The organism is Nonomuraea sp. NPDC049625, assembly GCF_040675285.1.
Classification (GTDB): Bacteria; Actinomycetota; Actinomycetes; order Streptosporangiales; family Streptosporangiaceae; genus Nonomuraea; species Nonomuraea angiospora_A.
Genome location: NZ_JBFAOQ010000002.1, coordinates 187,906 through 213,537, shown reverse-complemented (window position 1 = coordinate 213,537; position 25,632 = coordinate 187,906). Strand labels below are relative to the sequence as shown.

Annotated in this window: 20 protein-coding genes; 17 read left to right on the top strand and 3 right to left on the bottom strand. The window is 71.7% G+C overall.

The features are described from left to right. Positions 1 to 14: 14 nt before the first annotated feature. Both AB0J87_RS08350 and AB0J87_RS08345 read left to right on the top strand, forming a co-directional pair. Positions 15 to 1,103 carry a transposase gene (locus AB0J87_RS08350; RefSeq protein ID WP_355191511.1) on the top strand — a complete coding sequence of 363 codons (1,089 nt, stop codon included), beginning with the start codon at positions 15 to 17 and terminating at the stop codon, positions 1,101 to 1,103. Continuing rightward, entirely contained in the window at positions 1,082 to 2,488 is a 1,407-nt protein-coding gene (locus tag AB0J87_RS08345) for an ATP-binding protein (RefSeq protein ID WP_363963445.1), read from the top strand. Before AB0J87_RS08350 ends, AB0J87_RS08345 begins: the two co-directional genes overlap by 22 nt. Positions 2,489 to 2,492: 4 nt before the next feature. Here AB0J87_RS08345 and AB0J87_RS08340 read toward each other — a convergent pair whose 3' ends face one another. Then, positions 2,493 to 4,121 (bottom strand): FAD-dependent oxidoreductase, encoded by a 1,629-nt coding sequence (locus AB0J87_RS08340; RefSeq protein WP_363965025.1) that lies wholly within the window; start codon positions 4,119 to 4,121, stop codon positions 2,493 to 2,495. A 151-nt stretch (positions 4,122 to 4,272) separates the two neighbouring features. On the opposite strand from AB0J87_RS08340, the gene AB0J87_RS08335 reads away from it, so the two are divergent. The 8 genes from AB0J87_RS08335 to AB0J87_RS08300 are packed head-to-tail and all read left to right on the top strand — an operon-like array spanning position 4,273 to position 13,438. After that, positions 4,273 to 5,097 carry a type 1 glutamine amidotransferase domain-containing protein gene (locus AB0J87_RS08335; RefSeq protein WP_363963443.1) on the top strand — a complete coding sequence of 275 codons (825 nt, stop codon included), beginning with the start codon at positions 4,273 to 4,275 and terminating at the stop codon, positions 5,095 to 5,097. Between the two features lie 2 nt (positions 5,098 to 5,099). Beyond that, positions 5,100 to 6,701 (top strand): thiamine pyrophosphate-binding protein, encoded by a 1,602-nt coding sequence (locus AB0J87_RS08330; protein WP_363963441.1) that lies wholly within the window; start codon positions 5,100 to 5,102, stop codon positions 6,699 to 6,701. 10 nt (positions 6,702 to 6,711) lie between these two features. Continuing rightward, positions 6,712 to 9,108 (top strand): AGE family epimerase/isomerase, encoded by a 2,397-nt coding sequence (locus tag AB0J87_RS08325; RefSeq protein ID WP_363963439.1) that lies wholly within the window; start codon positions 6,712 to 6,714, stop codon positions 9,106 to 9,108. A gap of 7 nt (positions 9,109 to 9,115) precedes the next feature. Beyond that, the gene (locus AB0J87_RS08320) at positions 9,116 to 9,451 is read left to right on the top strand and encodes an STAS domain-containing protein (RefSeq protein ID WP_355191502.1); all 336 of its coding nucleotides are present in this window, start codon (positions 9,116 to 9,118) and stop codon (positions 9,449 to 9,451) included. Further along, positions 9,448 to 11,463, top strand: coding sequence for an alpha-amylase family glycosyl hydrolase (locus tag AB0J87_RS08315; protein WP_363963437.1), 2,016 nt, complete (start codon positions 9,448 to 9,450; stop codon positions 11,461 to 11,463). The genes AB0J87_RS08320 and AB0J87_RS08315 overlap by 4 nt, the downstream gene beginning before the upstream one ends. A 16-nt stretch (positions 11,464 to 11,479) precedes the next feature. Beyond that, positions 11,480 to 11,785 carry an STAS domain-containing protein gene (locus AB0J87_RS08310; protein ID WP_350728893.1) on the top strand — a complete coding sequence of 102 codons (306 nt, stop codon included), beginning with the start codon at positions 11,480 to 11,482 and terminating at the stop codon, positions 11,783 to 11,785. Beyond that, positions 11,785 to 12,243, top strand: a complete 459-nt coding sequence (locus AB0J87_RS08305; RefSeq protein ID WP_363965023.1) for an ATP-binding protein — start codon at positions 11,785 to 11,787, stop codon at positions 12,241 to 12,243. Before AB0J87_RS08310 ends, AB0J87_RS08305 begins: the two co-directional genes overlap by 1 nt. Then, positions 12,209 to 13,438: a SpoIIE family protein phosphatase gene (locus tag AB0J87_RS08300; protein WP_363963434.1), complete on the top strand. Its 1,230-nt coding sequence runs from the start codon at positions 12,209 to 12,211 to the stop codon at positions 13,436 to 13,438. The genes AB0J87_RS08305 and AB0J87_RS08300 overlap by 35 nt, the downstream gene beginning before the upstream one ends. A gap of 44 nt (positions 13,439 to 13,482) precedes the next feature. Here AB0J87_RS08300 and AB0J87_RS08295 read toward each other — a convergent pair whose 3' ends face one another. Next, positions 13,483 to 14,811: a hypothetical protein gene (locus AB0J87_RS08295; RefSeq protein ID WP_363963432.1), complete on the bottom strand. Its 1,329-nt coding sequence runs from the start codon at positions 14,809 to 14,811 to the stop codon at positions 13,483 to 13,485. 173 nt (positions 14,812 to 14,984) lie between these two features. Here AB0J87_RS08295 and AB0J87_RS08290 point away from each other — a divergent pair, with 173 nt between their 5' ends. From AB0J87_RS08290 to AB0J87_RS08280, 3 genes are all read left to right on the top strand, one after another. After that, complete coding sequence (locus AB0J87_RS08290; RefSeq protein ID WP_355191496.1) at positions 14,985 to 15,791, top strand: helix-turn-helix transcriptional regulator; 807 nt, start codon at positions 14,985 to 14,987, stop codon at positions 15,789 to 15,791. Between the two features lie 152 nt (positions 15,792 to 15,943). Further along, positions 15,944 to 18,934 carry a type I polyketide synthase gene (locus AB0J87_RS08285; RefSeq protein ID WP_363963430.1) on the top strand — a complete coding sequence of 997 codons (2,991 nt, stop codon included), beginning with the start codon at positions 15,944 to 15,946 and terminating at the stop codon, positions 18,932 to 18,934. 134 nt (positions 18,935 to 19,068) lie between these two features. Next, the gene (locus AB0J87_RS08280; RefSeq protein ID WP_363963428.1) at positions 19,069 to 20,007 is read left to right on the top strand and encodes a hypothetical protein; all 939 of its coding nucleotides are present in this window, start codon (positions 19,069 to 19,071) and stop codon (positions 20,005 to 20,007) included. Here the strand turns inward: AB0J87_RS08280 and AB0J87_RS08275 are convergent. Then, the gene (locus AB0J87_RS08275; protein WP_363963426.1) at positions 19,968 to 21,257 is read right to left on the bottom strand and encodes an NDP-sugar synthase; all 1,290 of its coding nucleotides are present in this window, start codon (positions 21,255 to 21,257) and stop codon (positions 19,968 to 19,970) included. The two genes, AB0J87_RS08280 and AB0J87_RS08275, sit on opposite strands and share 40 nt — an antisense overlap. Positions 21,258 to 21,459: 202 nt before the next feature. On the opposite strand from AB0J87_RS08275, the gene AB0J87_RS08270 reads away from it, so the two are divergent. From AB0J87_RS08270 to AB0J87_RS08255, 4 genes are all read left to right on the top strand, one after another. Further along, positions 21,460 to 22,458, top strand: a complete 999-nt coding sequence (locus tag AB0J87_RS08270) for an alcohol dehydrogenase catalytic domain-containing protein (protein ID WP_363963424.1) — start codon at positions 21,460 to 21,462, stop codon at positions 22,456 to 22,458. A gap of 13 nt (positions 22,459 to 22,471) precedes the next feature. Beyond that, on the top strand, positions 22,472 to 23,755 hold the full coding sequence (locus AB0J87_RS08265) for a ferritin-like protein (RefSeq protein ID WP_363963422.1): 1,284 nt from the start codon (positions 22,472 to 22,474) through the stop codon (positions 23,753 to 23,755). A gap of 106 nt (positions 23,756 to 23,861) precedes the next feature. Beyond that, positions 23,862 to 24,521, top strand: coding sequence for a hypothetical protein (locus AB0J87_RS08260; RefSeq protein ID WP_363963420.1), 660 nt, complete (start codon positions 23,862 to 23,864; stop codon positions 24,519 to 24,521). Next, on the top strand, positions 24,518 to 25,627 hold the full coding sequence (locus AB0J87_RS08255) for an NAD(P)-dependent alcohol dehydrogenase (protein WP_350728880.1): 1,110 nt from the start codon (positions 24,518 to 24,520) through the stop codon (positions 25,625 to 25,627). The genes AB0J87_RS08260 and AB0J87_RS08255 overlap by 4 nt, the downstream gene beginning before the upstream one ends. Positions 25,628 to 25,632 lie beyond the last annotated feature (5 nt).

The window sequence follows — 25,632 nt, the reverse complement described above, 5'->3', positions numbered from 1 at the left end:
TAGGGGTTGGTCGCATGGCCATCTACTCGGATTTGCATTCGCGAGAGTTTTGGCTCTCTCCTTTCTGTGAGGACCTGTTCACGTCCTTCCTCCGCTCCGATCAGCGCCGATGGGGCGAGGTCTACGTCCACGGCCTGGTCTCCGTCCCGGGCCGCAAGTCGATCCGCCGGATCTCCAACCACGTCGTGGGGCGGCCCGTCGACCAGTGCCTCCAGCAGTTCATCAACCAGAGCCCCTGGGACTGGGCGCCCGTACGGCAGCGCCTGGCCCAGCTGCTCGTCGAGGCGATCCGCCCGAAGGCGTGGGTGCTGGAGGAGGTCGTCTTCCCGAAGAACGGGTCCAAGTCGGTGGGCGTGGCGCGGCAGTTCGCCAACTCCGCGGGCCGCCTCCTCAACTGCCAGATCGGCCTGGCGGTCGTGATGGTGGGAGAGGACGGCGGCTGCCCGGTCAACTGGCGGCTGCTGCTGCCCCGCTCGTGGGACGAGGACGACGGCCTGCGCAGCCGGGCCCGCGTACCGGCCCACGAGCACAGCCGGCCGCACTGGCGGCACCTGCTGCAGGCCGTCGACGAGATGGTGGTCGACTGGGGGCTGCCTCCGGCGCCCATCGTGGTGGACGGCAGGTCGATGCCCGGCGTGGAGCTCCTCCTCGCCGGGCTCGCCGAGCGCGGGCTGCCCTACCTCGTCCGCGTCTCCCCCGGCACGCTGCCGGCCGGCGGGTCCGGCCTGCCCGCCCGCCCGGTGCTGGAGCCGTTACGGCCCCGGCTGCAGGTGGTGCAGGGGCAGGCGGGCACGCGGCCCCTGTACCAACAGCAGGGGCAGGGCCACCGCTGGTACCCGCGCTCGGGGGCGCGGGCGATGTGGCTGACCGACCTGGGCCGCAACCGGGTGTCCGACCTGGCGGGACTGGTCGGGCTGCGCAACAGGGCGGCGTCCGTGCTCGCCTCGGTCGCCGCCGAGTCCGGCCTGCAGCACTTCGAGGGCCGCTCCTTCCAGGGCTGGCACCACCACGTCACGCTGGTGTCGGTGGCCCACGCGTACCGGCTGCTGGGCGGCCTGGATGGACGGGAATCGGAGGAACTGTGCCTGCGCCCGCATGGCTGACCGCCCGGCTCTCCGCGATCGAGCTGTTCGCGGGGCTGTCGGACGCGCAGCTCGACTGGCTCGCGTGCGCCGGGACCGTCAGGGAGCTCGGCGACGGGCAGGCGCTGTTCGTCGAGGGCGCGCCGGCCGACGGCTTCTACATCCTGCTGGACGGCGAGATCGTGGTCTCGAAGCTGGTCGGCGGGCGGGAGCAGGTGCTCACCCGGCACCTCGGCGACGCGCTGGAGCACCAGTTCATCGGCGAGCTCCCGCTGCTCACCAGCGACGAGTACCTGGCCACCGCGCTGGCCGTGGGGCCGGCGCGGGTCGTGGCCTACGGCAAGGACGCGTTCTTCGACATGCTGGAGCGCTGCCCGCAGGTCTGCCGGGTGCTGCTGCCGGTGCTGGCCGGGCGCATCAACGCCATGGAGCGCCAGGCCGGGCGCAGCCGCATGCTGGAAGGGCTGGGCATGCTGGCGGCCGGCCTGGCCCACGAGCTGAACAACCCGGCGGCGGCCGCGCTGCGGGCCGCGCGGGAGCTGCGCGACCTCGCGCCCCGGCTGGCCGCCACCGCGGTCGAGTGGGGGCGCACGGGCGAGGAGACCGAGGTGCGGCTCGTCGCGGGGTTCCAGGACCGGGTGGGCTCCGGGGCCGCGCTGGACCCGCTGGCCGAGGCGGAGGCGGCCGACGACGTCGCCGACTGGCTCCGCGAACAGGGCCTCGGCCCCGACCGGGCCGTCGAGCTGGCCGACGACCTCGCCGAACACGGTGTGGACCGCGCCGCGCTCGACGAGCTGGCCGCCGGGCTGCGGCCGGACGCGCTCGCCGCGGCGCTGGCGTACCTGGTGCCGGTGCTGCGCATCCGGACGCTCGCCGGCGACGCGGCCGAGGCCGCCGAGCGGGTGGTGGAGCTGGTACGGCGCACCTCGGCGTACACGAACCTGGACCGCGCGCCCCAGCGGGACGCCGACCTGCGCGAGGGCCTGGAGGCCACGCTCGCTCTCATGGCGCCCAAGCTGCGCAACATCCGCGTACGCCGGGAGTACGGCGGCGTCCCCGACCTCCAGGCCTTCCCCAGCGAGCTCAACCAGGTCTGGACCAACCTCATCGACAACGCCGTGGACGCCATGGGCGGCGAGGGCGAGCTGACGATCAGCACCAGGCGGGAGGGCGACCACGCCGTGGTGGAGTTCCGCGACACGGGACACGGCATCCCCGCCGAGGCGCTGCCGAACGTGTTCCAGCCCTTCTTCACCACCAAGGATCTGGGCAAGGGGACCGGTCTCGGGCTCCACGTCAGCATGGACATCGTGGCGCAGCGGCACGGCGGCACGATGGAGGTCGACTCGCGGCCGGGCGACACGCGGTTCGTGGTGCGGCTGCCGCTGGCCCGGGTCCCCGAGTAGGGGGTCAGCTCTCCGAGTGGTAGCGGTGGATCATCGACACCGCCATGGCGCCCTCGCCGACACCCGAGGCCAGCCGCTTGACGGAGTTGGCGCGCACGTCGCCGGCGGCGAACACGCCCGGCACGCTCGTCTCCAGCAGCAACGGCTGCCTCGGCAGGTCCCAGCTGGCCAGCCCCGCCACCGGACCGAGGTCGGGGCCGGTCAGCAGGAAGCCGTGGGCGTCCCTGCGCACGAGGTCGTCCAGCCACTCGGTGCGCGGCCGGGCGCCGATGAACACGAAGACGTGCTCGGCCTCCCGCGTGGTCAGCTCGCCGCTGCGGGTGTCGCACAGCGTGATGCGCTCCAGCCGGTCCGCGCCGCCGGTGGCGACCACGCGGGTGTTCGTCATGACCGTGATGTTGCCCGTCGCGGCGATCTCGTCCACCAGGTACGCGGACATGCCGCTGGCCAGGCTGTCCGCGCGCACCACCATGGTGACGTGGCAGGCGTGCCGGGAGAAGTGCAGCGCCGCCTGGCCGGCGGAGTTGGCGCCGCCCACGATCCACACCTGCCGCCCCACGCATGACTCGGTCTCCGTCAGGGCCGCGCCGTAGTAGATTCCGGCCCCCTCGAAGCGGGCCGCGTCCTCGGCGTCGAGACCGCGGTACGACAGGCCCGGCGACAGCAGCACGGTGGCCGCGGTGATCTCCTTGCCGTCGGACAGGTTCAGCACGCAGGCCCGGCCGGCCCGGCTCAGCCGCCTGGCCTCGACCGGGGCCAGCACGTCCACGCCGAACCTGCGGGCCTGCGCCATCGCGCGGTTGGTCAGATCGACGCCGGAGATGCCGGACGGGAAGCCGAGGTAGTTCTCGATCCGGCTGGAGGTGCCGGCCTGGCCTCCCGGGACGTACGCCTCGATGAGCAGCGTCGCCATCCCCTCGGACGAGGCGTAGACCGACGCGGCCAGCCCGGTCGGGCCGCCTCCGACGATCGCCACGTCGTAGTGCGGATGGCTGAGCTCCGTCGCCAGGCCCAGGGCCGCCACCACCTCGCCGTGCCCGGGGCGGGCCATGCGGCGCCCGTCGGGCAGCACGACCTCGGGGACCTCCGGTGCGCCCGGCTCCGCCTCCTCAAACCTGAACGGCAGGCGGTAGCGGGTCAGCAGGTCGCGCAGCCGGTGCGTGGCGGGCGCGAACCGGTGGCCGACCAGGCGGATCCCCTGGTACGGGGGCTCGTGGGCGGACTCCCAGTCCGACAGCAGGTCGTCGAGCACGGGGTAGAGCCGCTCCTCCGGCGGCTCCCACGGCTTGACGAGATAGTGGTCCAGCCGCACCTCGTTGATCGCCGAGATGGCGACGCTCGTGTCGGCGTAGGCCGTCAGGAGGACGCGGCGGGCTGCAGGGAAGCGCCGGCCGGCCTCCACCAGGAACTCGATCCCGGTCATCTCGGGCATGCGCTGGTCGGAGAGGATCAGCGCGACCTCCTCACGACGCTCGCGCAGCCGGTCGAGGATCCGCATGGCCTCCACCGGCGACCTCGACGCCACCACCCGGTAGCGCTCCTGGTAGGCGCGGGACAGATCGCGCCGCACCGCGCGGAGCACGTGATCGTCGTCGTCCACGGCCAGCAGAACCGGCCGCCGCTGCTCGGGCATCACGACCCCCAGAATCGGCTAAGGCCATTGTTCCGTCATTTTCCGGGCGACCGCCCCCGGCACCTGACGAAGTGCCGGCGACTTTCACGGACTTGACGGAATAGGCGGGCCGGGCTTGTCCTGGAAAACCACATATTGTTTGAATCCACGCATGACGCGCACCATTCTTATTGTTCTCTCCGAGTACGGATATTGGGGAGAGGAACTCGTCGGCCCGCTGGCCGCCTTCGACCGGCAGGGCTACCGGAGCGTGTTCGCCACCCCCACCGGCAAGCGCGCGCGGGCACTGCCGCCCAGTCTCGACCCCGGGTACGTGGATCCGCCGCTGGGCCGCTCCGTGACCACGCCGGAGGTGGCGGTGGCCGCCAGGCAGCTCGACGAGTCGGACCGGCTGGACTCCCCGGTCAGCCTCGCCGAGTGGATCCCCGAACGCCCCTACAACAGCGAGGACGGATACCTCCGCAAGGTCGAGGCCTACTACCGGGAGCTCGGCCGGCTGGACCGGGACGTCGAGAAGTACGACGCCCTGGTCCTCGTGGGCGGCAGCGGCCCGATCGTGGACCTGGCCAACAACGGCCGGGTGCACGACCTGATCCTCTCCTTCGTCCGGGCGGACAAGCCGGTGCTCGCCGAGTGCTACGGCGTCGCCTGCCTGGCCTTCGCCCGCGACTGGGAGGACCGTGCGAGCATCCTGCGCGGCAAGCACGTGACGGGCCACTGCAAGGAGTACGACTACAAGGACGGCACGGGCTTCCTGGGAGTGGACTTCAACATGGGGCCGCCGCCGTACCCGCTGGAGTACATCCTGCGCGACGCCACCGCGCCCGACGGCCGCTACCACGGCAACGTGGGCAAGGAGACGTCGGTCATCGTGGACCACCCGTTCGTGACGGGCCGCTCGACCCCCGACTCGTACCTGTCCGGCGAGAAGCTGGTCGAGGTGCTCGAGTCCGGCCTGCGCCGTTACGGCTGGTGACCATGGCGACCCGTCCCGCCAAAGAGGCGATCTTCGAGCAGTTCGCGGCCGACGGCATCTCGGTGATGTTCGGCAACCCGGGGACCGTGGAGCAGGGGTTCCTGGACGTGCTGGAGGAGACGCCGGGCTTCCAGTACGTGCTGGCGCTGCAGGAGTCGGCGGCGCTCGGCATCGCCGACGGCTACGCCCGCGCCACCGGCGGGCCCGCGCTGGTCCAGCTGCACAGCGGGGTCGGCCTCGGCAACGGGGTCGGCCTGCTCTACCAGGCCAAGCGCGGCCACTCGCCGCTGGTGGTGATCGCCGGCGAGGCAGGGGTGCGGTACGAGGCCCTGGACGGCCAGATGGCGGTGGACCTGGTGGCGATGGCCCGGCCGGTGACCAAGTACGCGACCAGGGTGACCCACCCGGGCTCGGTACTGAGGGTGCTGCGGCGCGCGGTCAAGATCGCGATGACGCCGCCGCGCGGGCCCGTCTTCGTGGCACTGCCGATGGACGTGCTCGACGAGGACACCGACGAGCCCGCCGTGGCCAGCACGATCCCCAGCCGGGCGACGGTGCCCGTGCCTGAGGAGCTGGAGCGGGCCGCGGCGGTGCTGCGCGCCGCCCGGCGGCCCGTGGTGCTGGCCGGGGACGGGGTCTCGGTGTCCGGCGCGCAGGAGGAGCTGGCCAGGGTGGCTGAGGCGCTCGGCGCCCCGGTGTGGACGGTGAACTCCTCGGAGCTGACCATCGACACCACCCACCCGCTGCACCGGGGCGACCTCGGGCACATGTTCGGCGAGCACAGCGCCGCCGCGCTGGCCGGGGCCGACGCCGCGCTCGTCGTCGGGACGTACCTCTTCCCCGAGGTGTTCCCGCTGCTGACCAGCCCCTTCCCGGAGGCGGCGAAGATCGTCCACATCGACCTGGACGACTACGAGATCGCCAAGAACCTGCCGGCCGACGTCGCCCTCGTCGCCGATCCCAAGCCGACCCTGGCGGCGCTGGCCCGCCTGCTCGGCCCCGCCCGCCCCGAGTCCCCCCTCGAGTCGGCCCGCGAGCCGGCCGAGGTGTACGGCGAGACCATGATGGACCTGTTCGCCGGCGAGCTGGCCGCCCGGGCCGGTGACAGGCTGGTGGTCTTCGACGAGGCGCTGACCTCCGCCCCCGCGCTGCTCAGGCGGCTCCCGCCGCGCCGGCCCGGCACCTACTTCCAGACCAGGGGCGGCTCGCTCGGCGTCGGCATCCCCGGCGCGATCGGGATCAAGCTGGCCCGCCCCGAGGACGAGGTGGTGGCCTTCACCGGCGACGGCGGCAGCATGTACACCATCCAGGCCCTCTGGACCGCCGTCCGGTACGGCGTGGCCGCCCGCTTCGTGATCTGCGACAACCGCCGTTACCAGCTGCTCGACGACAACCTCGAACAGTACTGGCGCGAGCGCGGCATCGCCGCGCACCCCCACCCCCAGGGCTTCGACCTGTCCCATCCCCAGATCGACTTCGTGAAGCTGGCCGCGAGCCTGGGTGTCCCCGGCGTCAAGGTGAGCAAGCCCGCCCAGGTGGAGGCGGCGGTCCAGCGGATGCTGGCGACGCCGGGGCCGTTCCTCGTCGATCTGATTACCACCTGAGAGGTACACCGTGCGTGAGAAGCGATTGGCCGGGCGCACCGTCGCGATCCTCATGGAGAGCGACTACGTCGAGCAGGAGCTCCACTACTACCAGCGGCGTTTCACCGAGGAGGGGGCGCGGGTCGAGTTCCTCACGCGGTTGTGGGGACAGGACTCGCTGACCTTCCACGGCCATGAGTTCAAGGAGCCGTTCACGGTGAGCGGCGACCTGGAGAGCGCCGACCTGAGCCGGATCGACGTGCTGATCGTGCCGTCCGGCATGGTCTCGGACCGGCTGCGCTACACCGAGGACGTCCACGAGCTCGCCCCCGCCGTACGGCTGCTGAAGGAGGCCTTCGACGACCACCGGATCGTCAAGGGCATCATCTGCCACGGCCTCTGGCTGGCGGCGCCCATCGCCGAGGCGGTCAAGGGCCGCCGCGTGACGTGTCACAACAACCTGGTCGGCGACGTGCGCAACATGGGCGCCGTCTACACCGACCAGGACGTCGTGGTGGACCGCGACCTGGTGACCGGCCGGACGGCCGAGCACTGCGCCGCCTTCGCCCGCATGATCATCGACCTGGTGGCCGCCGACCGCGGCTCCGAGACGGTCTACCGGCCCGACTTCACCTTCTCCGACCTGGTGGCCGGCTACGTCACCGGCTTCGAGCACGGCGAGATCAGCCTGCGCACCAACGACGGGCGGCCGGTGCGGGTGCGCCTGACCGGCACCACCTCCGCCGAGTTCGTGCGCAACCTCTCGGAGCCGTACCTCGACGCCTCGGCGCACTTGGAGCAGCTGCTCACCCCGGGCACCTACGTGTTCGTCAAGGGGATCTTCTACCACGAGAACGGCGCCTACACGATCGAGGCCAAGACGCTGATCTTCCTGGGCAGGCAGCCGGGCCAGTACGCCTTCGAGCAGCCCGACTGGTGGGTCAAGCAGATCCGCGAGCTGGGCAGGTTCTACCGCAAGGCGCAGTTCGGGGCCGACGGCCCGATCGACTACTCCGCCTACCGGACCATGCTGCGGCTGGGCGGCGAGAAGGCCGGCCAGGACGTGCAGGAGACCGACACGATCTCCCGGATGATCTACGGGATGTCCTCGGCCTATATGCTCACGGGCGAGGAGGACTTCCTGGAGGTGGCCGAGCAGGGCACCGCCTACCTGCGCGAGCACATGCGCTTCGTGGACCGCGACGAGGACGTCGTGTACTGGTACCACGGCATCGACGTGCGCGACGGGGTCGAGCGCAAGCTGTTCACCTCCGAGTTCGGCGACGACTACGACGCGATCCCGATGTACGAGCAGATCTACGCCCTGGCCGGCCCGACCCAGCTCTACCGGCTCACCGGGGACCCGCGCATCGCCTCCGACATCGACGGCACGCTGCGGCTGTTCAAGAAGTTCTTCCGCGACCCCGAGCGGGGCGGGTACTACTCGCACATCGACCCGATCCTGCTCAGCCCGCACCACGAGTCGCTGGGCCCGAACCGGTCGAGGAAGAACTGGAACTCCGTCGGCGACCACGCCCCCGCCTACCTCATCAACCTGTTCCTGGCCACCGGCGACGAGCGGCACGCCGACATGCTCGAGGAGACGTTCGACCTCATCGCCAAGCACATGCCCAGGAAGGACAGCCCGTACGTCCAGGAGCGCTTCCACGCCGACTGGACGCCGGACACCACCTGGCACTGGCAGCAGGACCGGGCGGTCGTCGGGCACAACCTCAAGATCGCCTGGAACCTCATGCGGATGATGTCGATCCGGCCCAAGGACGGCTACCGGACGCTGGCGACCGAGATCGGCGAGAAGATGCCGGGCTTCGGCAGCGACCCGCAGCGCGGCGGCTGGTACGACGTGGTCGAGCGCAGGCTCGCCCCCGGCCAGCACGTCCACCGGTTCGTCTGGCACGACAGGAAGGCCTGGTGGCAGCAGGAGCAGGCGATCCTCGCCTACCAGATCCTGGCGGGGCTGGTGGGCGAGGAGGAGTTCACGCGCAGGGCACGGGAGTCGGCCGCCTTCTACAGCGCCTTCTTCCTCGACCACGACGAGGGCGGGATCTACTTCAACGTGCTCGCCGACGGCCACCCGTACCTGCTCGGCAACGAGCGGTTCAAGGGCAGCCACTCGATGAGCATGTGCCACGCGGCCGAGCTGTGCTTCCTGGCGACCGTCTACCAGCGGCTGCTGATCGACAAGGAGCCGTTGACGCTGTGGTTCCGGCCGCGGCCCGACGGGTTCACCGACCGCGTCCTGCGGGTGGCGCCCGACGCGCTGCCGCCCGGCCGGGTCCGGCTGGAGTGGGTGGAGGTGGACGGCTCGCCGTACCAGCTCTTCGACGCCGCGGCGATGACGGTGAAGCTGCCCGACTCCGCCTCGCCGATGACGGTGCGCGCCCATCTCGCGCCCGTGAAGGAGTGACATGGCCATGCGACTGCGGAAAGAGCTGCGCGGCGGGGTGACCGTCATCAGCCTGGACGGCCAGCTGGACAGCGAGACCTCGCCCCAGGTCCAGCAGGACCTGCGGGCGCTCCTCCCCGAGGACGGGCTGGTGGTCCTGGACCTGTCCCGGACCCTGTACATGTCGAGCGCGGGGCTGCGGGTGCTCCTGCTGGTCTACCGGCAGGCCCAGCACGGCACGGTACGCCTCGCGCTGACGGGCCTGTCCCCCGACGTGCGCGCGATCATGGAGGCGACCGGCTTCCTCGGGTTCTTCACCGTGGTCGAGTCGGTGGAGCAGGGCGTGGAGGCGTTGACTGTATGACCATCCTGGAGCCGATCGACGCTTACCCCACGCAGCGGATCGCCGGATACCCCGTGCGCGCTGGGCGGTCGCTGCCGTTCGGCGCCACGCGGGTGCCCGGGGGCGTCAACTTCTCGGTCTACTCCAACCACGCCACCTCGGTGACGCTGGTGCTCTATCGGGAGGGCGAGCCCGAGCCGATGGCCGAGCTGCCCTTCCCGGAGACGTTCCGGGTGGGCAGCGTCTACGCGATGACCGTGTTCGGCCTCGACGTCGAGCGCCTGGAGTACGGCTATCGCGTGGACGGCCCCCGCCGGCCGTGGGAGGGCCACCGCTTCGACCCGGACCTCGTGCTCAGCGACCCGTACGCCAGGATGCTGACCGGTCACGGCCCCTACCGGCACAGGTCGCGGGTGACGCTCGACGACTTCGACTGGGAGGACGACCGCCCGCCACACCTGCCGCACGAGGACCTGGTGATCTACGAGCTGCACGTGCGCGGTTTCACCAGGCACGACTCCTCCGGGGTCGCGGCGCCCGGCACGTACGCGGGGCTCGTGGAGAAGATCCCGTACCTGCTGGAGCTGGGGGTCAACTGCGTCGAGCTGATGCCGGTGTTCGAGTTCGACGAGACCGACAACGTGTTCACCGGCGTCAACTACTGGGGGTACAGCCCCATCGGGTTCTTCGCCCCCAAGGCGTCCTACGCGGCCACCGGCCGGGACCACATGCAGGTCGACGAGTTCAAGCACATGGTCAAGGAGCTGCACCGGGCGGGCATCGAGGTGCTGCTCGACGTGGTGTTCAACCACACCGCGGAGGGCGACGAGCGCGGCCCGGCGATCAGCTTCAAGGGACTGGACAACGCCACCTACTACATGCTCACCCCCGACGGGCATTACTACAACTTCAGCGGCACGGGCAACACGCTCAACTGCAACCATCCGGTGGTGCGCGGGTTCGTGCTGGACTGCCTGCGCTACTGGGCCGCCGAGTGCCACGTGGACGGCTTCAGGTTCGACCTGGCGGCGATCCTCGGGCGGGGGTCCGACGGCGAGCTGCTGCACAACCCGCCGCTGCTGGAGTCGCTGGCGTACGACCCGATCCTGCGCGACCGCAAGCTGATCGCGGAGGCGTGGGACGCCGCCGGGCTCTACCAGGTGGGCAGCTTCCCCCACTACAGCCGCTGGTCGGAGTGGAACGGCCGCTACCGCGACACGGTGCGCAGATACGTCAAGGGCGATATCGGCGTCACCGGGGAGCTGGCCACCCGCATGGTCGGCTCGCCCGACATGTACAGCCGGAGGGGCGCCGCGGCCACGGTCAACTTCGTCACCTCACACGACGGGTTCACGCTGCGGGACCTGGTCTCGTACGACCACAAGCACAACGAGGGCAACGGCGAGGGCAACAGGGACGGCGACGACGCCAACAACTCCTGGAACTGCGGGCACGAGGGTGTGACCGACGACCCGGCGGTGCTGGCGCTCCGCGCCCGGCAGCAGCGCAACGCGCTGCTGCTCCTGCTGGCCAGCCGGGGCGTGCCGATGCTGCTGGCCGGCGACGAGCTCGGCCGCACGCAGCTCGGCAACAACAACGCCTACTGCCACGACGGGCCGGTCACGTGGCTCGACTGGGGGCTGCGGGAGGAGAACGCCGACCTGTTCCGCTTCACGCGGCACGCCATCGCCTTCCGGCGGGCGCACCCGGTGCTGAGGGGCGGCTCTCCCGGATCGGTCCACTGGCACGGCGTGAGCGCCTGGTCACCGGACTGGTCGGCGCACTCGCGGGTGCTGGCCGCGCTGTTCGACGGGGGCGGGAACGACTGCGTCTACGTCGCCGCCAACTCCCACTGGGAGTCGCACACGCTCGAACTGCCGCCCGCGCCGCGCGGGCAGGCCTGGCACCTGTTCGCCGACACCGCCGCCGCCCCGCCGATGGACGCCTTCGAGCCGGGCTCGGAACCGCCGCTGGCCAACCAGTCACAGTTGTCCATCGGCCCCAGAAGCGTCGCGATCTTGGTCACGCATTAGCGAAGGGAACCATGTCATGTCCTTCAGGATGAAGATGAGCGTGGAGGGCGACACCGCCACGATCCGGCTGGCCGGCGAGCTCGACGGCAGCTCCGCCCCCGAGCTCAACGAACTGGTGTCGCAGGCCGTGGGGCGGCAGGTGGGCAAGCTGGTGCTGCTCCTCGACGAGCTGACGTACATGTCGTCGGCGGGGGTGCGCTGCCTGGTGTTCGCGCACCAGAAGCTGCCGCGCGGCTCGGAGATCACCTTGGTGGGGACCAATCCGGAGGTGGCCGAGACGATCCGGCTCACCGGCTTCGACCGCAGCATCGTGATGCAGTGATGCTCGCCTGCCGGCTCAAGATCGATGTCCAGCACGTGTCCCTGCCGGGTGTGGTGGCCGATTTCATCGAGGCGCTGGCAGACGGGGCGGGGCTGACCTCCCGCCAGGCGTACTGGCTGCGCCTGGCGACGGACGAGATCACCACCAACATCGCCCAGCACGGCTACCGGGGCGGGGCCGGCGTCGTGGAGCTGTCCGGGGAGATCGAGGACGACCGGCTGCAGGTGAGCATCGAGGACGACGCTCCGCCGTTCGATCCCGCCGGATACGATCCCGCGCCTCGGCTGGCGCTGCCGCCCGCGCTGCGCGAGGAAGGCGGCTACGGGCTGCTCCTCGCCATGGGCAAGGTGGACGAGTTCCGCTACGAGTACGTCGGCGGACGCAACCGCAACACCCTGATCATGCGACTGCTTGGAGGCGCGAATGCCGACGGCTCTGGTGGTTGCCGAGCCCGCTAACCCCACGTCCACCGCGGTGCTCGAACTCGACGGGGCACTGCGCGAAGAGGGCTTCGACGTCCAGCTCGCCGTCCCGGACGACCTGGTCCTGCGCCACCCGCACCCCGATCTGCTGCTGATCTCGGCGGCGCTGGGGCTGCAGCGGATGGCGCTGGTCAGCCAGCGGTTCCTGGTCGACGGGCGGATGCCCACGATCGTGGCCTTCCCCGACGACGACATCGCCGCGCTGGAGGAGTGTGTGCGGGGCGGGTTCGACTACGTGACCCGCCCGTTCCTGCCCGGCCTGCTGCGCAGCAGGGCGAACTCCTGCTGGGAGCGCTATCAGCTCAGCACCACGGTGGAGGAGATGGCGGCGCTGGCCAGCCTGCGGGAGTACGAGCGCGAGCTGCGCATCGCCCGCGACATCCAGGCCGGGTTCCTGCCGGAGTCACTGCCGAGGCTGGACGGATGGGAGATCGCCGCCAGCTTCCGGCCGGCCCGGCAGGTGGCCGGCGACTTCTACGACGTGTTCACCCTCGTCAACGGGCGCAGGCTGGCGCTGGTGGTGGCCGACGTGTGCGACAAGGGCGTGGGGGCGGCGCTGTTCATGGCGCTGATCAGAACGCTGCTCCGGCACACGGCCGAGCACACCGGGTTCGTCCAGGACGTCAGCGACGACGCCGCCCTGGCGCTGGACGGCTCGCCGGGAGAGTCCGCGCTGCCCCTGCTGTCGCTGGGGGCGGGGCCGCTGATCCAGGCGGTGGTCGGGACCAACCGGTACATGGCCCGCAATCACATCAAGCAGGCGTATTTCGCGACGATGTTCTTCGGGGTGCTGGACCCGTACTCCGGGGACCTGGTCTACATCAACGGCGGGCACAATCCGCCCGTCGTGGTGCGGGCCGACGGCCGCCAGACGATGCTGCCGCCGACGGGGCCCGCGGTCGGGATCCTGGCCGACAGCTCCTACACCCTGGGTCACGTGCAGCTGGGGCCCGGCGACGCGCTGTTCGCCTACACCGACGGGGTGGTCGAGGCCAGGAACTCCGCCCACGGCCTGTTCGGCACCCCCCGCCTCCAGGAGGTGCTGGGCGGGGCCGGGGGGCACGCCTCCGGTCTGCTCGCGGCGGTCGACACCTCGGTGCGCACGTTCGTGGGAGCCGCCGAGCAGTCCGACGACATCACCACTCTGGCGCTGAGCAGGAACCCCTCCTGAGGGGACAGGCCCGGACCACGGCCGCGGCACGTGGTCCGGGCCTCTCATGCGGCGACCATCGACATGGCGACGGCGACGTCCCAGCCGGAGGCGGGCTCCCCGCCGTGGAAGCCTTCCGCCAGGAGCGTCGCCTCATCCGCCCGCCCGGCCAGCAGCAGCGCGTCGATCAGGTACGCCGTCAGATGCGCCGCCAGCCAGGGCGGCCCCGCCTCCGTTCCTCCGGCGGTGAGCGCGAGCGCGCGCCGCAGGTGGAAGACCGCCTCCTCGGGCCGGGTCCGCAGGCGGGCCATGGCCTGCGCCGCGTGGACGAACAGGGCGGTCTCCCTGTCGGTACGCGTGATCGTGCCGACGTCGTCGGCGGAGCGGCCGTTCAACGCCATGATCCAGGCCCGGTAGGCGAGCAGCAGCGGCCGCTGCGCCGGCCCGGCGGCCACCGCCGCGCGCAGCAGGAACTCGGCGGCGGCCTCCGGCCGGCCCTGCCCGCAGGCCAGGTTGACCGCTCGGGCGAGCGCCAGATGCGGCGTGCTCTCCACCATCCCCTCGGGCAGCGAGTCCAGGAACGACGTGCTGTCGCGCCCCCTGCCGCGCAGCAGCAGCAGGTGCGCCAGCGGCACCGAGACGGTGTGCCCCTCGCCGCACCACGCCGCCGCCTTGCACAGCTCGAAGGCCCGGTCGAAGGCCAGCGCCGCCCAGGCGTCCCAGGTGGCCTTCACCAGGTGCGGGGTGGCCGCGGACGGGTCCATCGGCGGCAGCCACTCGGTGGCGCACTGGAACTCCCACCCGGCGGCGCCCCGGGTCAGGCGTTCGGTGAGCCGGCGCCCGACCAGGAAGTCGTGCAGCAGGCGGGGGTTGCCGCCGGTCGCCGAGTGCAGGGCGCCGGCGGTGGCCTGCCGTACGTGGCCGCCGGCCAGCTCGGCCAGCAGGGCGGCCACCTCCTCGACCGCGAGCGGCGGCACGTCGACCGTGTACGCGCCCGGCTCGAAGCGCAGGCAGTCCACCGGATCGGGGCGCCGCGCCGCGGGCCCGGACAGCGTCGTGACCAGCACCCTGGCCCCCGGGCTCCCGCCCGCGGCCGTGCGCAGCGCCCTCAGGCTCTCGTCCTCGCTCACCTGCGCGTCGTCCATGACGAGCAGCAGCGGACGGCCCCCGGCGGCCGCCTCGACGCGGGCGGCGACCTCACCGGGACCGTCCGCGGCACGCAGCCGGACGATGTCGTAACGCGCCGCCTCGGACGATTCGAGCACGCGCTCCACCAGCCGGCTGCGGCCCGAGCCCGGCTCTCCGGCCAGGACAATCGGGCCTGCTCCGGCGGCCCCGAGGGCTGACCGAATCGCGGCGATCTGCTCGCTCCGGTCGATGAAATGCCACTTCATCTGGTTAATCCCCTCAATTGAATGGATTAAATTCATGCTTTGGGAACAATGCCGTAACGTCAATGCCGAAATGACGCAATCGGGCTAGAGGTGACAAATATTCCATGAGGCTTCTAGACTCAGCCTTGCGATCCTGATCTGCTGACGCGGTGGAGGCACTCACGGGGGGTTCTGTGTCAGGCGACGGCTGGAGCCGGCAGGAGCTCGCGCGATTCCTGCGCAGCAGGCGCGCACGGGTCACGCCGGGGCAGGTGGGCTTCCCCGAAGGGGGGCGCAGGACGAAGGGGCTGCGGCGGGAGGAGGTGGCGGTGCTCGCCGGCCTCAGCCCGACCTGGTACACGTACCTCGAGCAGGGGCGTGACATCAGGCCCTCCATCCAGGTGCTCGACAGCCTGGCCCGGGTGCTCGACCTCAGCGAGGACGAGCGCCGCTACATGCACACGCTGGTGCACGGCCAGGTCACCAACCCGCAGCCGCTCGAGGGGCAGACGTGGTCGGGCGACGTGATGGGCCCGCTGGTGAGCCTCATGAGCGCCAGCGCCTATCCGGTCTACGCCACCGACATCCACTGCGACCTGACCGCCTGGAACGACGCCGCCGCCGAGTGGTACGACGACTGGGGCAGCTACACGCCCGAGCACCGCAACATGCTGCGCTGGCTGCTGGTCTCGCCCACGGCGAAGGAGCGGCTGCCCGACTGGGAGCGCGTCACCTGCGACGTCATCGCCCGGTGGCGCTCCGAGCTGGCCAGGTGGCCGCACGACGAGCGGCTGACCGCGAAGATCGCCGAGTTCTCCCAGCTGAGCCCGCTGTTCGCCGGCCTGTGGCGCAAGCACGAGGTGCAGGAGCACCGCAGCCTCACGCGCCGGTTCCGGCATCCTCGGCTGGGCCTGCAGACCCTGCGCATGGCGCTGATGATCACCCCGGACGAGCCGCTGGTCGGGCTCGTGATCCATTTTCCGATGCACGCGGGCGAATAACGCGGTTTTCACCGCCCCGGTATTTCGTCATCTGTTAATTGACACCTACGTGGGCGAGCCGGACCTTAGGTGATGTCGTTCGGCCAACCAACAAGGGCGCCCGGGCATCGTCGAATTCACGATGACCCGGGCGAGAACGGGAACGGGGCCCCATGTACAACAACAGCGGGCGAGATCCCATCGCCATCGTCGGCGCCGCCTGCCGGCTGCCCGGTGCGCAGAGCCCGGCCGACCTCTGGCAGATCGTCAGCGGGGGCCGGGACATGATCGGCGTGATCCCTCCGGAAAGATTCGACATCGAAACCACCTCCGGCCGCCGCCGGCCCGATGTGCTGCGGGGCGCGGGCGGCTACCTGGACGACATCACCGGGTTCGACGCGCGCTTCTTCGGCGTCACGCCGTTCGAGGCCCTGCGGATGGACCCGCAGCAGCGGTTGCTGATGGAGGTCACCTGGGAGGCGCTCGACGACGCGGGCATCCCGGCCGAGAGCCTGGCCGGGAGCGACACCGGCGTCTACACGAGCCTGCTGTCCTCGGGATACTGGGACCTGCTGCGCCGCTCGGGCATGTACGACATGCACGCCGCGCTCGGGGCGGCCGTCAGCGGCATCTTCCCCGGCCGCGTCTCCACCCAGCTCGACCTGCGCGGTCCCAGCATGGGCGTGGAGGCGGCCTGCGCGACGTCGCTGCTGGCGGTGCACATGGCCTGCCGGGCGCTGTGGTCGGGCGAGATCGACCTGGCCATCGTCGGCGGCGCGAACCTGCAGATCGTGCCGGACCTGTATTTCGCGCTCGCGGACGCCGGCGTGCTGTCCAGCTCGGGCCGGTGCAAGTTCGGCGACGTGTCGGGGGACGGGTACGTGCGCAGCGAGGGCGTGGTGGCCCTGATACTCAAGCCGCTCTCGCGGGCCCTCGCGGACGGGGAGCACCCGTACGCGACGATCCTGGGCAGCGCCGCCACCCACGACGGCCGCACCGGCGGCTCACTCGTCTCCCCCGGGCTGGAGGGGCACGAGACGATGCTGCGCAAGGCCTATCTCGACGCCGGGGTCTCCCCCGGTGAGGTCGACTACGTCGAGGCCCACGGGCCCGGCACCCCCGCCGGCGATCCGACCGAGCTGGCCGCGCTGGACCTGGTCATGCGGGAGGGCCGGGACCCTGAGCGGCGCTGCCTGGTCGGCTCGCTCAAGTCCAACATCGGCCACACCGAGTTCACCTCGGGGATGGCGGGGCTGCTCAAGACGGCCCTGGCGCTGCGGCACCGGACCATACCCGCGACGCTGCACGTGGTGGAGCCGCACGCCGTCCTGCGGCAGCCGACCGCGGCCGTCGAGCTCGCGCTGCTCACCCAGGACTGGCCGGACCGGGGGACGCCGGGCCTGGCGGGCGTCAACTCCTTCGGCATGTCGGGGACCAACGTCCACCTCGTGCTCTCCGAGGCGCCGCAGGCGGCGCGTCCCCGGCTCGGCCAGGGCCGGCCCAGCTACGTCCTGCCCCTGTCGGCGCGGGATCCGAGGGCGCTCGACGAGCTCGCCGGCGCGTACGCCGAGATGCTCGACACGGTGGCAGACGGGACGGGGGCCCAGGGCGCGGGACCCGGCCTCCACGACGTGTGCTTCAGCGCGGGCGCCCGGCGCTCGCACCACGAGTACCGGCTGGCCGCGGTCGGCGACGACGCGCGCTCGCTGGCCGCGTCCCTGCGGGAGTTCCGCGCGAACGGGCGGGGTGACGGGCGGTCGGTGCACGCCGGCGAGCGCCGCGCGGCCCGGCGGCCGAAGGTGGTGTTCGTCTTCCCCGGCCAGGGCGGCCAGTGGGCGGGCATGGGCAGGCAGCTGCTGGCCGCCGAGCCGGCCTTCGCCCTGCGCCTGCACGAGTGCGCGCGGGCGGTGGCCGCCGAGCTCGGCTGGTCCCCCGTGGACGTGCTGCTGCGCGGGGAGCGGCTGTCGCGCGTGGACGAGGTGCAGCCGACCCTCTGGGCGATGCAGGTGGCGCTGGCCGCCGTGTGGCGCGAGTGGGGCGTCGAGCCCGACCTGCTCATCGGCCACAGCATGGGCGAGATCGCCGCGGCGGTCACCGCGGGCGCGCTGAGCGTGGCCGACGGTGCGGCCGTGGTCGCCAGGAGGAGCCGGCTGCTGCGCGAGCTGCGCACGCCCGGCGCCATGTGGGCCGTGGCGCTCGGCGCGGAGGCGGCCCAGGAGGCGATCGGGGAGCACTCCGGCCAGGTGAGCGTGGGGGTGGTCAACAGCCGTCACTCCACGGTCCTGTCCGGCGACCCCGCGAGGCTGGAGCGGATCGTCGCGCCGCTGCGCCGCGACGGCGTCTTCTGCCGTCAGGTGGACGTGGACTACGCCTCGCACGCGCCGCAGGTGGAGCCGGTGCGCGAGGCGCTGCTGGAGGCGCTGTCGAGCGTCAAGCCCGGCCCCTGCGCCGTCCCCATCCACTCCAGCGCCCGGGACCGGGTCGTCGACGGCACGGAGCTGGACGCCGGTTACTGGTTCGAGAACCTCCGGCTGCCCGTGCGCTTCGCCGCCGCCTGCCAGGCCGCGCTCGCCGACGCCCGGCCCACCGTGTTCATCGAGATGAGCCCGCATCCGGTGCTGCAGACGGCGCTGGAGGAGGAGGTCGAGGCGGCGGGCGCGACCGCGAGCGTGGTGCCCTGCCTGCGGAGGGACGTGCCGGACGCGGCGGCCCTCAGCGCGGCGCTCGGCCAGGCGTACGTGCTGGGCTGCCGTCCCCGCTGGGACCGCGTCCACCCCGAGGGCGAGTACGTCCGGCTGCCCGGCTACCCCTGGCAGCGGCGGCGGTTCTGGCCCGGCTCGGCCACCTCCCCCATTCCTCCCGAGCCCGCCCGCGAACCGGCCCGCGAACCCGCGCCGGCCGGGCGCCCGGATCTGGCGGCCCTCTCGGAGACGGAGTTGACCGCCGTGGTGACCGACCTGGCGTCCCAGGTTCTCGCGGTGCCCGGACACGAGATCGGGATGGACGTGCCGCTCACCCTGCTGGGGCTGGACTCCGTGCTGGCGACCAGGTTCCGCGAGCGGGTGCGGCGCGAGCTGGGCGTGGATGTGCCGGTCCGCAGCCTGCTCGGCCCGGGCACGCTGCTCGACCTCACCACCGAATTACGCTCGGCGGCCACCGTGTGAGGCGCGGCCGCCGCTGTCGAGACGGGGCTCCGGGTCGTCCGGAGCCTCGTCTCCGCTCTTTTGAAGGTGGCATTCCGACTGCTAGCACTAACTAATTCTTGGGCATTCCAGTCAAGAGCCGGAAGGATACGGGCATGGTGACGACAGCCGTGTTGGGAACGCTGGCCGGCGCCGCGCTCGTGGCGGCGGTGTGGCTGAGCGTCGTGCTGACCGTGTTCACCCCCCGGGGCAGGCCGACCCGGCTGGTCCGCGGCGTCCTGCGGGCCTTCGCCGGCCCTATGCTCGCGATGGCCGGCCGGGTCCCGCCCGTTCTGCGGGAGCCGCTGCTCGACCTGTGCGGGCCGCTGGCCGTCGTCACGGTGGCCGCGATCTGGCTCGGCGTGTCCTCGGCGGGGTTCGCACTGCTGGAGGGCACGCCGCTGCGCGAGGCCGAGTGGGCGTCCAGGCTGCTGATGGTGGCGGCCATCACGACGTACCTGGGGCATTTCCTGGCCGCCTACTCCCGGCGGGAACGGCTGGTGGCCAGACTGGCCGGCAGCGTGTGCAACCCGCGCGACGCCGACACCATGCTCGCGTCCTACCTCAAGACCGGCTCGCGCGACCACCTCGACACCATGTTCGCCGAGTGGACGGTGTGGATGGCCGAGGTGGAGCACTCCCACCTCGCCCATCCGGCGCTCACGTTCCGCCGCCCCGCGGGCGACCTCGACTGGCTCAAGGCCGCGGTCATCGTCCTGGACGTGGCCGCACTCATCGAGGCGCTCGCGCCGAGCTGGGCTCCGGCGCACACGAAGGCCCTGCTCGCGACGGGGACGCGTTGCATGCACCGGCTGACCCACGGGCTGTGCATCACGCTGCCGCCCATCCCGGTCAGCCTGCAGGGGCGGGAGGAGCGCAACTTCTCCGACACGCTGCTGCTGGCCCACGAGGCGGGGCTGCCGGCCGAGCGCGACCCGATGGAGGCGTGGACCGTCTTCCAGGACCTGCGCACCGGGTACGCGCCGCACGCCTACGCCATCGAGACCCGGCTCCGTTACGACCGGGTCGAGGAGCCGGACGACGTCGGCGACTGACGCCCGCCGGAGTGCCCGGCCCCGGTCACGGTCTGTCCCGGATAGGCGATGACGCCGCTGAGACCGGCGCCCTCGGCGACGCGTACCTCGTGGCCGAGCGCGGTGAAGCCGTCGATGACGGCCGGGCGCTCCAGCGACGAGTCCACCCTCGCCATCACGCCCACGTACGCGTCGCTGAGCCGCGCGCCCGGCCCGATGATCGCGCCGTCCAGGCAGGCCACCCGTTCCAGGCGGCACCACGGGTGCAGGTCCGCCTCGTCTCCGACGTAGGAATCGCGCAGCACGACGCCGGGGCCGATCTCGACGTCCCGGCCGATCCACGCGCCGGTCCCCACGTGGACGAGCCCGGCGGCCAGCTTCTCCGCCAGCGTCAGCCCGCTGACCTCGTCGCGGCGCGCCAGCGAGGAGGGGTGGATCACGGGCCCGTCCGGCAGCCGCAGGCTCGGGTAGCCGCCGGCCAGGGCCTCGGCCATGGTGAGCAGGTAGTCGCGGGGGTTGCCCAGGTCGCCCACCTTGGCCAGGGGCGAGCACATGACCCGGTGGCCGCGCGACACCAGCCACGGCAGCAGGTCACCGCCCCAGTCGAGCCCCCGCCCGGCCAGCGCCGCCAGCTCGTCGGTGGCGCCCAGAGCGCGCAGCCTGGCGCAGTCCACCAGGTAGAGCCCGGCGTTGATGGGCACCCTGTCCAGGTCGGCGGTCACCGCCGCGATGGTCTCCAGGGGCGGCTTCTCGATGAACCGCTGGATCCGGCCGGCGCCGTCCGCGAGCACCAGCCCGTACGTGCCCGCCACCTCCGCCGCCGTCCGATGAACCAGGCCGACGGTCACCACCGCCCCGCTCGCCAGGTGGTCGCGCACCAGCACCGCCAGGTCGAACTCGAACAGCGAGTCGGTCGGCAGCACCAGGGCGTGGCCGAGCAGGCCGTGCTCCTCGATCACGCTGAGCGTCGCCTGCCCGGAGCCGGTGTTGAACCGGTCCGTACGCGGCCGCGAATAGCGCACCGAGACCCCGAGCCGCTCGCCGTACCCCAGCGCCTCCTTGACCTGATAACGATTCTCCCGGCCGTTGGCCGCCACGTGGAAACTCGTTATCCCCTGGTCGCGGAGGCCCGCGACGAGCCATTCGATGACCGGCCGCCCGAGAAAAGGGACGGCGGCCTTGCTCCTTATGTGACCGGAACCTTCGAGGGTGAGCGGGCGGGCGCGGAGGCCGCGGCCGCCGGCCAGTGCGATGGCGGCAATAGAAGGCATGGCAACCTCCAAGGACAACGGGCGGTGACTTATTCGTACCATTCGCTCCGGGAATATGGCCCGTTTCGGCCGCCGAACGCCGGGATTTCGTCAGGTCCGCCTCTGACAAAAGCATCGTGGTTTCCGTTAAGTCAGGGTGCCGCCGGCGCGGGCCGGATATTTATCGTGGGCCTCCCTGACGTGTCTCGCCGAGGAGGAGACCGTGCGCGCAGCCGTCATCACGCAACTCAACTCCCCATGGGAGTTCCAGGACCTCGCCGATCCCGAGCCCGGGCCCGGCCAGGTCGTCGTACGCATCCAGGCGTGCGGCATGTGCTTCAGCGACGTACTGGTCCACCGCGGCCACTGGCCGGTGCGGCTGCCGATCGTGCCGGGGCACGAGCCGGTGGGCGAGGTGGTGGCGCTCGGCCCCGGCGCCACCACCCTGCGGGTGGGCGACCGGGTCGGCGTCTCGTGGATGCAGCGCGGCGAGGGGCGCTGCATCCAGTGCCAGAGCTGGCATCCGGTGGCCTGTGAGCACACCACGACCTGGATGGACATGGGCGGCGGCTACGCCGACCTGATGGTGGCCTGGGAGTCGGGGTGCACGCTGCTGCCCGACGGCCTGGACTACACCGACGCGGCGGTGGCCTTCTGCGCCGGCTTCACCTCGATGAGCGGCCTGCGCAACGCCGACCCCCGGCCGGGCGAGCGCGTCTGCGTGCTGGGCGTCGGCGGGCTCGGGCACATGGCGGTGCAGCTGGCCGCCGCCATCGGCCTGGAGACGGTCGTGCTCACCACCTCGCCCGACAAGGCGGAGTACGCCAAGGAACTGGGCGCGGCGGAGGGCGTCGTGGTCGGCGACGACCCCGGCAAGGCGCTGGCCGACGCCGGCGGCGCCGACATCATCCTGGCCACCACCACCTCGGCGGACCTGGTCGCCCGCGTGCTGTCCGGCCTGCGCTACGGCGGGCGGCTGGTCACGATGGGCGTCACCGGCCCGCTGAAGATCGACGACATGATGACGCTGCTGTTCAAGCAGTGCTCCATCAAGGGCAGCACCCACAACAACCGCTCCGACCTGGTCGAGGTGCTCACGCTGATGGCCGCGGGCAAGGTCAGGCCGCGCGTGGAGACCTACCCGTTCGCCGAGGTCAACGAGGTGCTCAAGCGGGTGGAGGCAGGCCAGGTGCGCTACCGCGCCGTACTCACCCCCAACTGAGGAGGATCCCCGCATGTCCGAGCCCCCGATCGTCATAGCGAACCGGGAGCACCTGTGGTGGCTGCTCAACGAGGCCTCACAGCTGGAACACATGATCCTGAGCCAGTACCTCTTCGCCGAGGCCAGCCTCAAGAACGGGACGGCGGACGGCCTGACGGCCGAGCAGGCGGACGCGGTCGCCCGCTGGCGCGGGGTCCTGCACTCCATCGCGGTCGAGGAGATGCTCCACCTGGCGCTGGTGTCCAACCTGCTGGCCGCCATCGGCGCGGCACCGACCTTCACCCGCCCGAACTTCCCGCAGCGCTCGGGATACTTCCCGTCGGGCATCCAGCTCGATCTGCTGCCCTTCGGCGAGCAGGCGTTGCGCCACTTCCTGTACCTGGAGCGCCCCGAGGGCATGCAGTTGCAGGACGCCGAGGAGTTCGAGCCGGTGCCGCCCAGCCGCGTCCGGCTCGACCCCGCCGACCTCATGCCCAGGGGCCAGGAGTACGCGACGATCGGCCACCTGTACCGCGGGATCGAGGAAGGGCTGCGGGCGCTCTGCGCGGAGCTCGGGGAGCGCGCCGTGTTCGTCGGGTCCCCGCGCGCCCAGGCCACGCCGGAGCTGTTCCGCTGGCCCCAGCTCGTCGCGGTCACGGACCTGAAGTCCGCGTTCACCGCGATCGATCTCATCATCGAGCAGGGCGAGGGCGCGCGTGGCGACTGGCAGCAGGCCCACTACGGGCGCTTCCTCGCGGTGTGGCGGGAGTACGAGGAGCTGCGCGCGCTCGATCCGGGCTTCGACCCGGCGCGACCGGCGCTCGCCGCCTACCTCAAGCAGCCCTACGACATCGTGGAGCCCCAGCCGCTCATCACCGACCCCGGCACCCGCCGCACGGCCGAGCTGGCGGCGGTGGCCTACGAGCTGGTGCTGCACCTGCTGACCAGGTTCTTCACGCACACCGACGAGAGCGAGGAGCAGCTGGGCCTGCTCGTCGGCACGTCGATCAGCATGATGGCCGAGGTGCTGCGGCCACTGTCCACCGCCATGACCACCATGCCCGTCGGCCCAGAGCACCCCGGCCGCACGGCGGGCTTCGCGTTCGAGATGTACTACGCCATGAGCAACTTCGTGCCCTGGCGCGAACCCTCCTGGGCGCTGCTGCACGAGCGCATGAGAGTGCTCGTGGAGCGCTGCAGGGCCGCCGAGAAGGCCGGCGGGCCGGCGTCCGCGGCCGCCGCGGCGGCCGGCGTCCGGGCGGCCGAACTGGCCGAGCGGGTGCGCGCGCACGTGCCGCCGGCACTGCTCCCGTCGTAGGACTTCACGAATTACCTCGCGCCGCCCGGCCGACTTGCCAATGTACGACCCGGCTCTTTGACGTCGGCCGGGCCGCCGGAAAAAGAATTGACTCATGCGAGGTGTGATGGAAACCAGCGCCGAATTCACGGTCGCCGAACTCTCCGGCCGATGGCGCAGCCCGGTCGCCGCCGAAGTATTCCCGGGAATATTCGGGGTGGACGACTTCTGGCTGCACAGTCCTTTCTGGGCCATTCATTTCAATGCCTACAAGGACCCCGGCTGCGACAGCCGGCTCTTCGAGCTCATCATCACGGGCATGTTCGAGCTCCTCGGTCCCAGCGAACAAACACCCGGCGCGCGCGACGCCGATTTCTCCCGGACCAAGGTCTGCCTGCGCCTGTTCGACACCGGGCTCGTCGCCGGCGCCGACGAGGTGAAGGCGGGCGACGGCAACTGGCGGCCCGGCGAGTGGCAGGACGTCTCTCACGGCGGCTGCTCGATCCTGGACCTGCCGGGGGTGGACGAGTGCCCGCGGGAGTACGACCTGCTCGGCCTGGCCCGCTCGCACGGCCGGGACGAGGATCGGCTCTACTTCGGCCAGCGCCACCACGACGAGCTCGGCTCGATCTGGACCCGCCGGGCCCCCGGTCTGCTCGACTACTACGTGGTCCGCGTGGTCGGAGCTCCGCCCCAGGTCGGGGATGGCGCGGAGTGGGGGCCGGCGGAGTGGACCCACGTCACGAGCTCGTACACCCTCACCCCCGACGATCGGAGCCACTCGTGACCACCACCCAAGCCGCAGTCGTCGAATCGCCGGGAGCGGCGTTCACCCTCCGGGACGTCGAGCTGGACGCCCCGCGCCAGGGAGAGATCCTCGTCCGGATGAAGGCCGCCGGCATCTGCCACACCGACCTCACGGTGGCGGCGGGGCACATCCCGTTCCCGCTGCCGGGCGTGCTCGGGCACGAGGGAGCCGGGGTCGTGGAGGAGACGGGCCCGGGCGTGACCAAGGTCAAGCCGGGCGACCACGTCGTCCTCACCTTCACCTCGTGCGGGAGCTGCGCCTCCTGCCGGATCGGCCACCCCGCCTACTGCACCACGTGGATCCCGCAGAACCTCATCGGCGGCAAGCGGCCCGACGGCAGCTCTCCGATCAGCAGGGACGGCGTCGCGCTCGGCGGCCGGTTCTTCGGCCAGTCGTCGTTCGCCCGCCACTCCATCGCCGACGAGCGCAGCGTCGTCAAGGTCGACCCGGACCTGCCGTTCGAGCTGCTGGCCCCGCTGGCCTGCAGCGTCCAGACCGGCACCGGCGCGGTCTGGAACACGCTGCGCCCGGAGGCCGGCACGTCCATCGCGGTGATCGGCACGGGCGCGGTGGGCCTGGCCGCCATCATGGGCGCGGCGCTCACCCCGGTCAGCCAGATCATCGCCGTGGGCCGGCAGGCGGCGCAGCTCGAACTGGCCGCCAAGATCGGCGCCACCCACACCGTCGACTCGACCGGCCTCGACCTGGCCGACGAGCTGCGGAAGATCACCGGCGGCGCCGGCGTCGACTACGTGGTCGAGGCGGTGGGCAACCCCGACGTGCTGCGCGCCGGCATCGAGGCGCTCGCACCGCGCGGCGCGGTGGCCGTCGTGGGCGCTCCGCCGTACGGGGTGGAGGTCTCGGTCGACGTGCACCGGCTGCTGCCGGGGCGGCGGATCCTGGGCGTCTGCGAGGGCGACAGCGACCCCGACCGGCTCATCCCGCTGCTGGCGCGGCTGATCCGCGGCGGCCGGCTGCCCGTGCAGCCGCTCATCAAGGAGTACGACTTCGCCGACATCCAGGCCGCGGCGGACGACTTCAGGTCCGGCAAGAACATCAAGACGATTCTGCGGTTCGACGCGTGAACGAC

What these genes read in the sequence shown, in the direction of transcription:
- AB0J87_RS08350 (WP_355191511.1), top strand. Translation starts at nt 15, where the DNA reads ATGGCCATCTACTCGGATTTGCATTCGCGAGAGTTTTGGCTCTCTCCT.
- AB0J87_RS08340 (WP_363965025.1), bottom strand. Translation starts at nt 4,121, where the DNA reads ATGCCCGAGCAGCGGCGGCCGGTTCTGCTGGCCGTGGACGACGACGAT.
- AB0J87_RS08335 (WP_363963443.1), top strand. Translation starts at nt 4,273, where the DNA reads ATGACGCGCACCATTCTTATTGTTCTCTCCGAGTACGGATATTGGGGA.
- AB0J87_RS08330 (WP_363963441.1), top strand. Translation starts at nt 5,100, where the DNA reads ATGGCGACCCGTCCCGCCAAAGAGGCGATCTTCGAGCAGTTCGCGGCC.
- AB0J87_RS08320 (WP_355191502.1), top strand. Translation starts at nt 9,116, where the DNA reads ATGCGACTGCGGAAAGAGCTGCGCGGCGGGGTGACCGTCATCAGCCTG.
- AB0J87_RS08315 (WP_363963437.1), top strand. Translation starts at nt 9,448, where the DNA reads ATGACCATCCTGGAGCCGATCGACGCTTACCCCACGCAGCGGATCGCC.
- AB0J87_RS08310 (WP_350728893.1), top strand. Translation starts at nt 11,480, where the DNA reads ATGTCCTTCAGGATGAAGATGAGCGTGGAGGGCGACACCGCCACGATC.
- AB0J87_RS08305 (WP_363965023.1), top strand. Translation starts at nt 11,785, where the DNA reads ATGCTCGCCTGCCGGCTCAAGATCGATGTCCAGCACGTGTCCCTGCCG.
- AB0J87_RS08300 (WP_363963434.1), top strand. Translation starts at nt 12,209, where the DNA reads ATGCCGACGGCTCTGGTGGTTGCCGAGCCCGCTAACCCCACGTCCACC.
- AB0J87_RS08295 (WP_363963432.1), bottom strand. Translation starts at nt 14,811, where the DNA reads ATGAAGTGGCATTTCATCGACCGGAGCGAGCAGATCGCCGCGATTCGG.
- AB0J87_RS08285 (WP_363963430.1), top strand. Translation starts at nt 15,944, where the DNA reads ATGTACAACAACAGCGGGCGAGATCCCATCGCCATCGTCGGCGCCGCC.
- AB0J87_RS08280 (WP_363963428.1), top strand. Translation starts at nt 19,069, where the DNA reads ATGGTGACGACAGCCGTGTTGGGAACGCTGGCCGGCGCCGCGCTCGTG.
- AB0J87_RS08275 (WP_363963426.1), bottom strand. Translation starts at nt 21,257, where the DNA reads ATGCCTTCTATTGCCGCCATCGCACTGGCCGGCGGCCGCGGCCTCCGC.
- AB0J87_RS08265 (WP_363963422.1), top strand. Translation starts at nt 22,472, where the DNA reads ATGTCCGAGCCCCCGATCGTCATAGCGAACCGGGAGCACCTGTGGTGG.
- AB0J87_RS08260 (WP_363963420.1), top strand. Translation starts at nt 23,862, where the DNA reads ATGGAAACCAGCGCCGAATTCACGGTCGCCGAACTCTCCGGCCGATGG.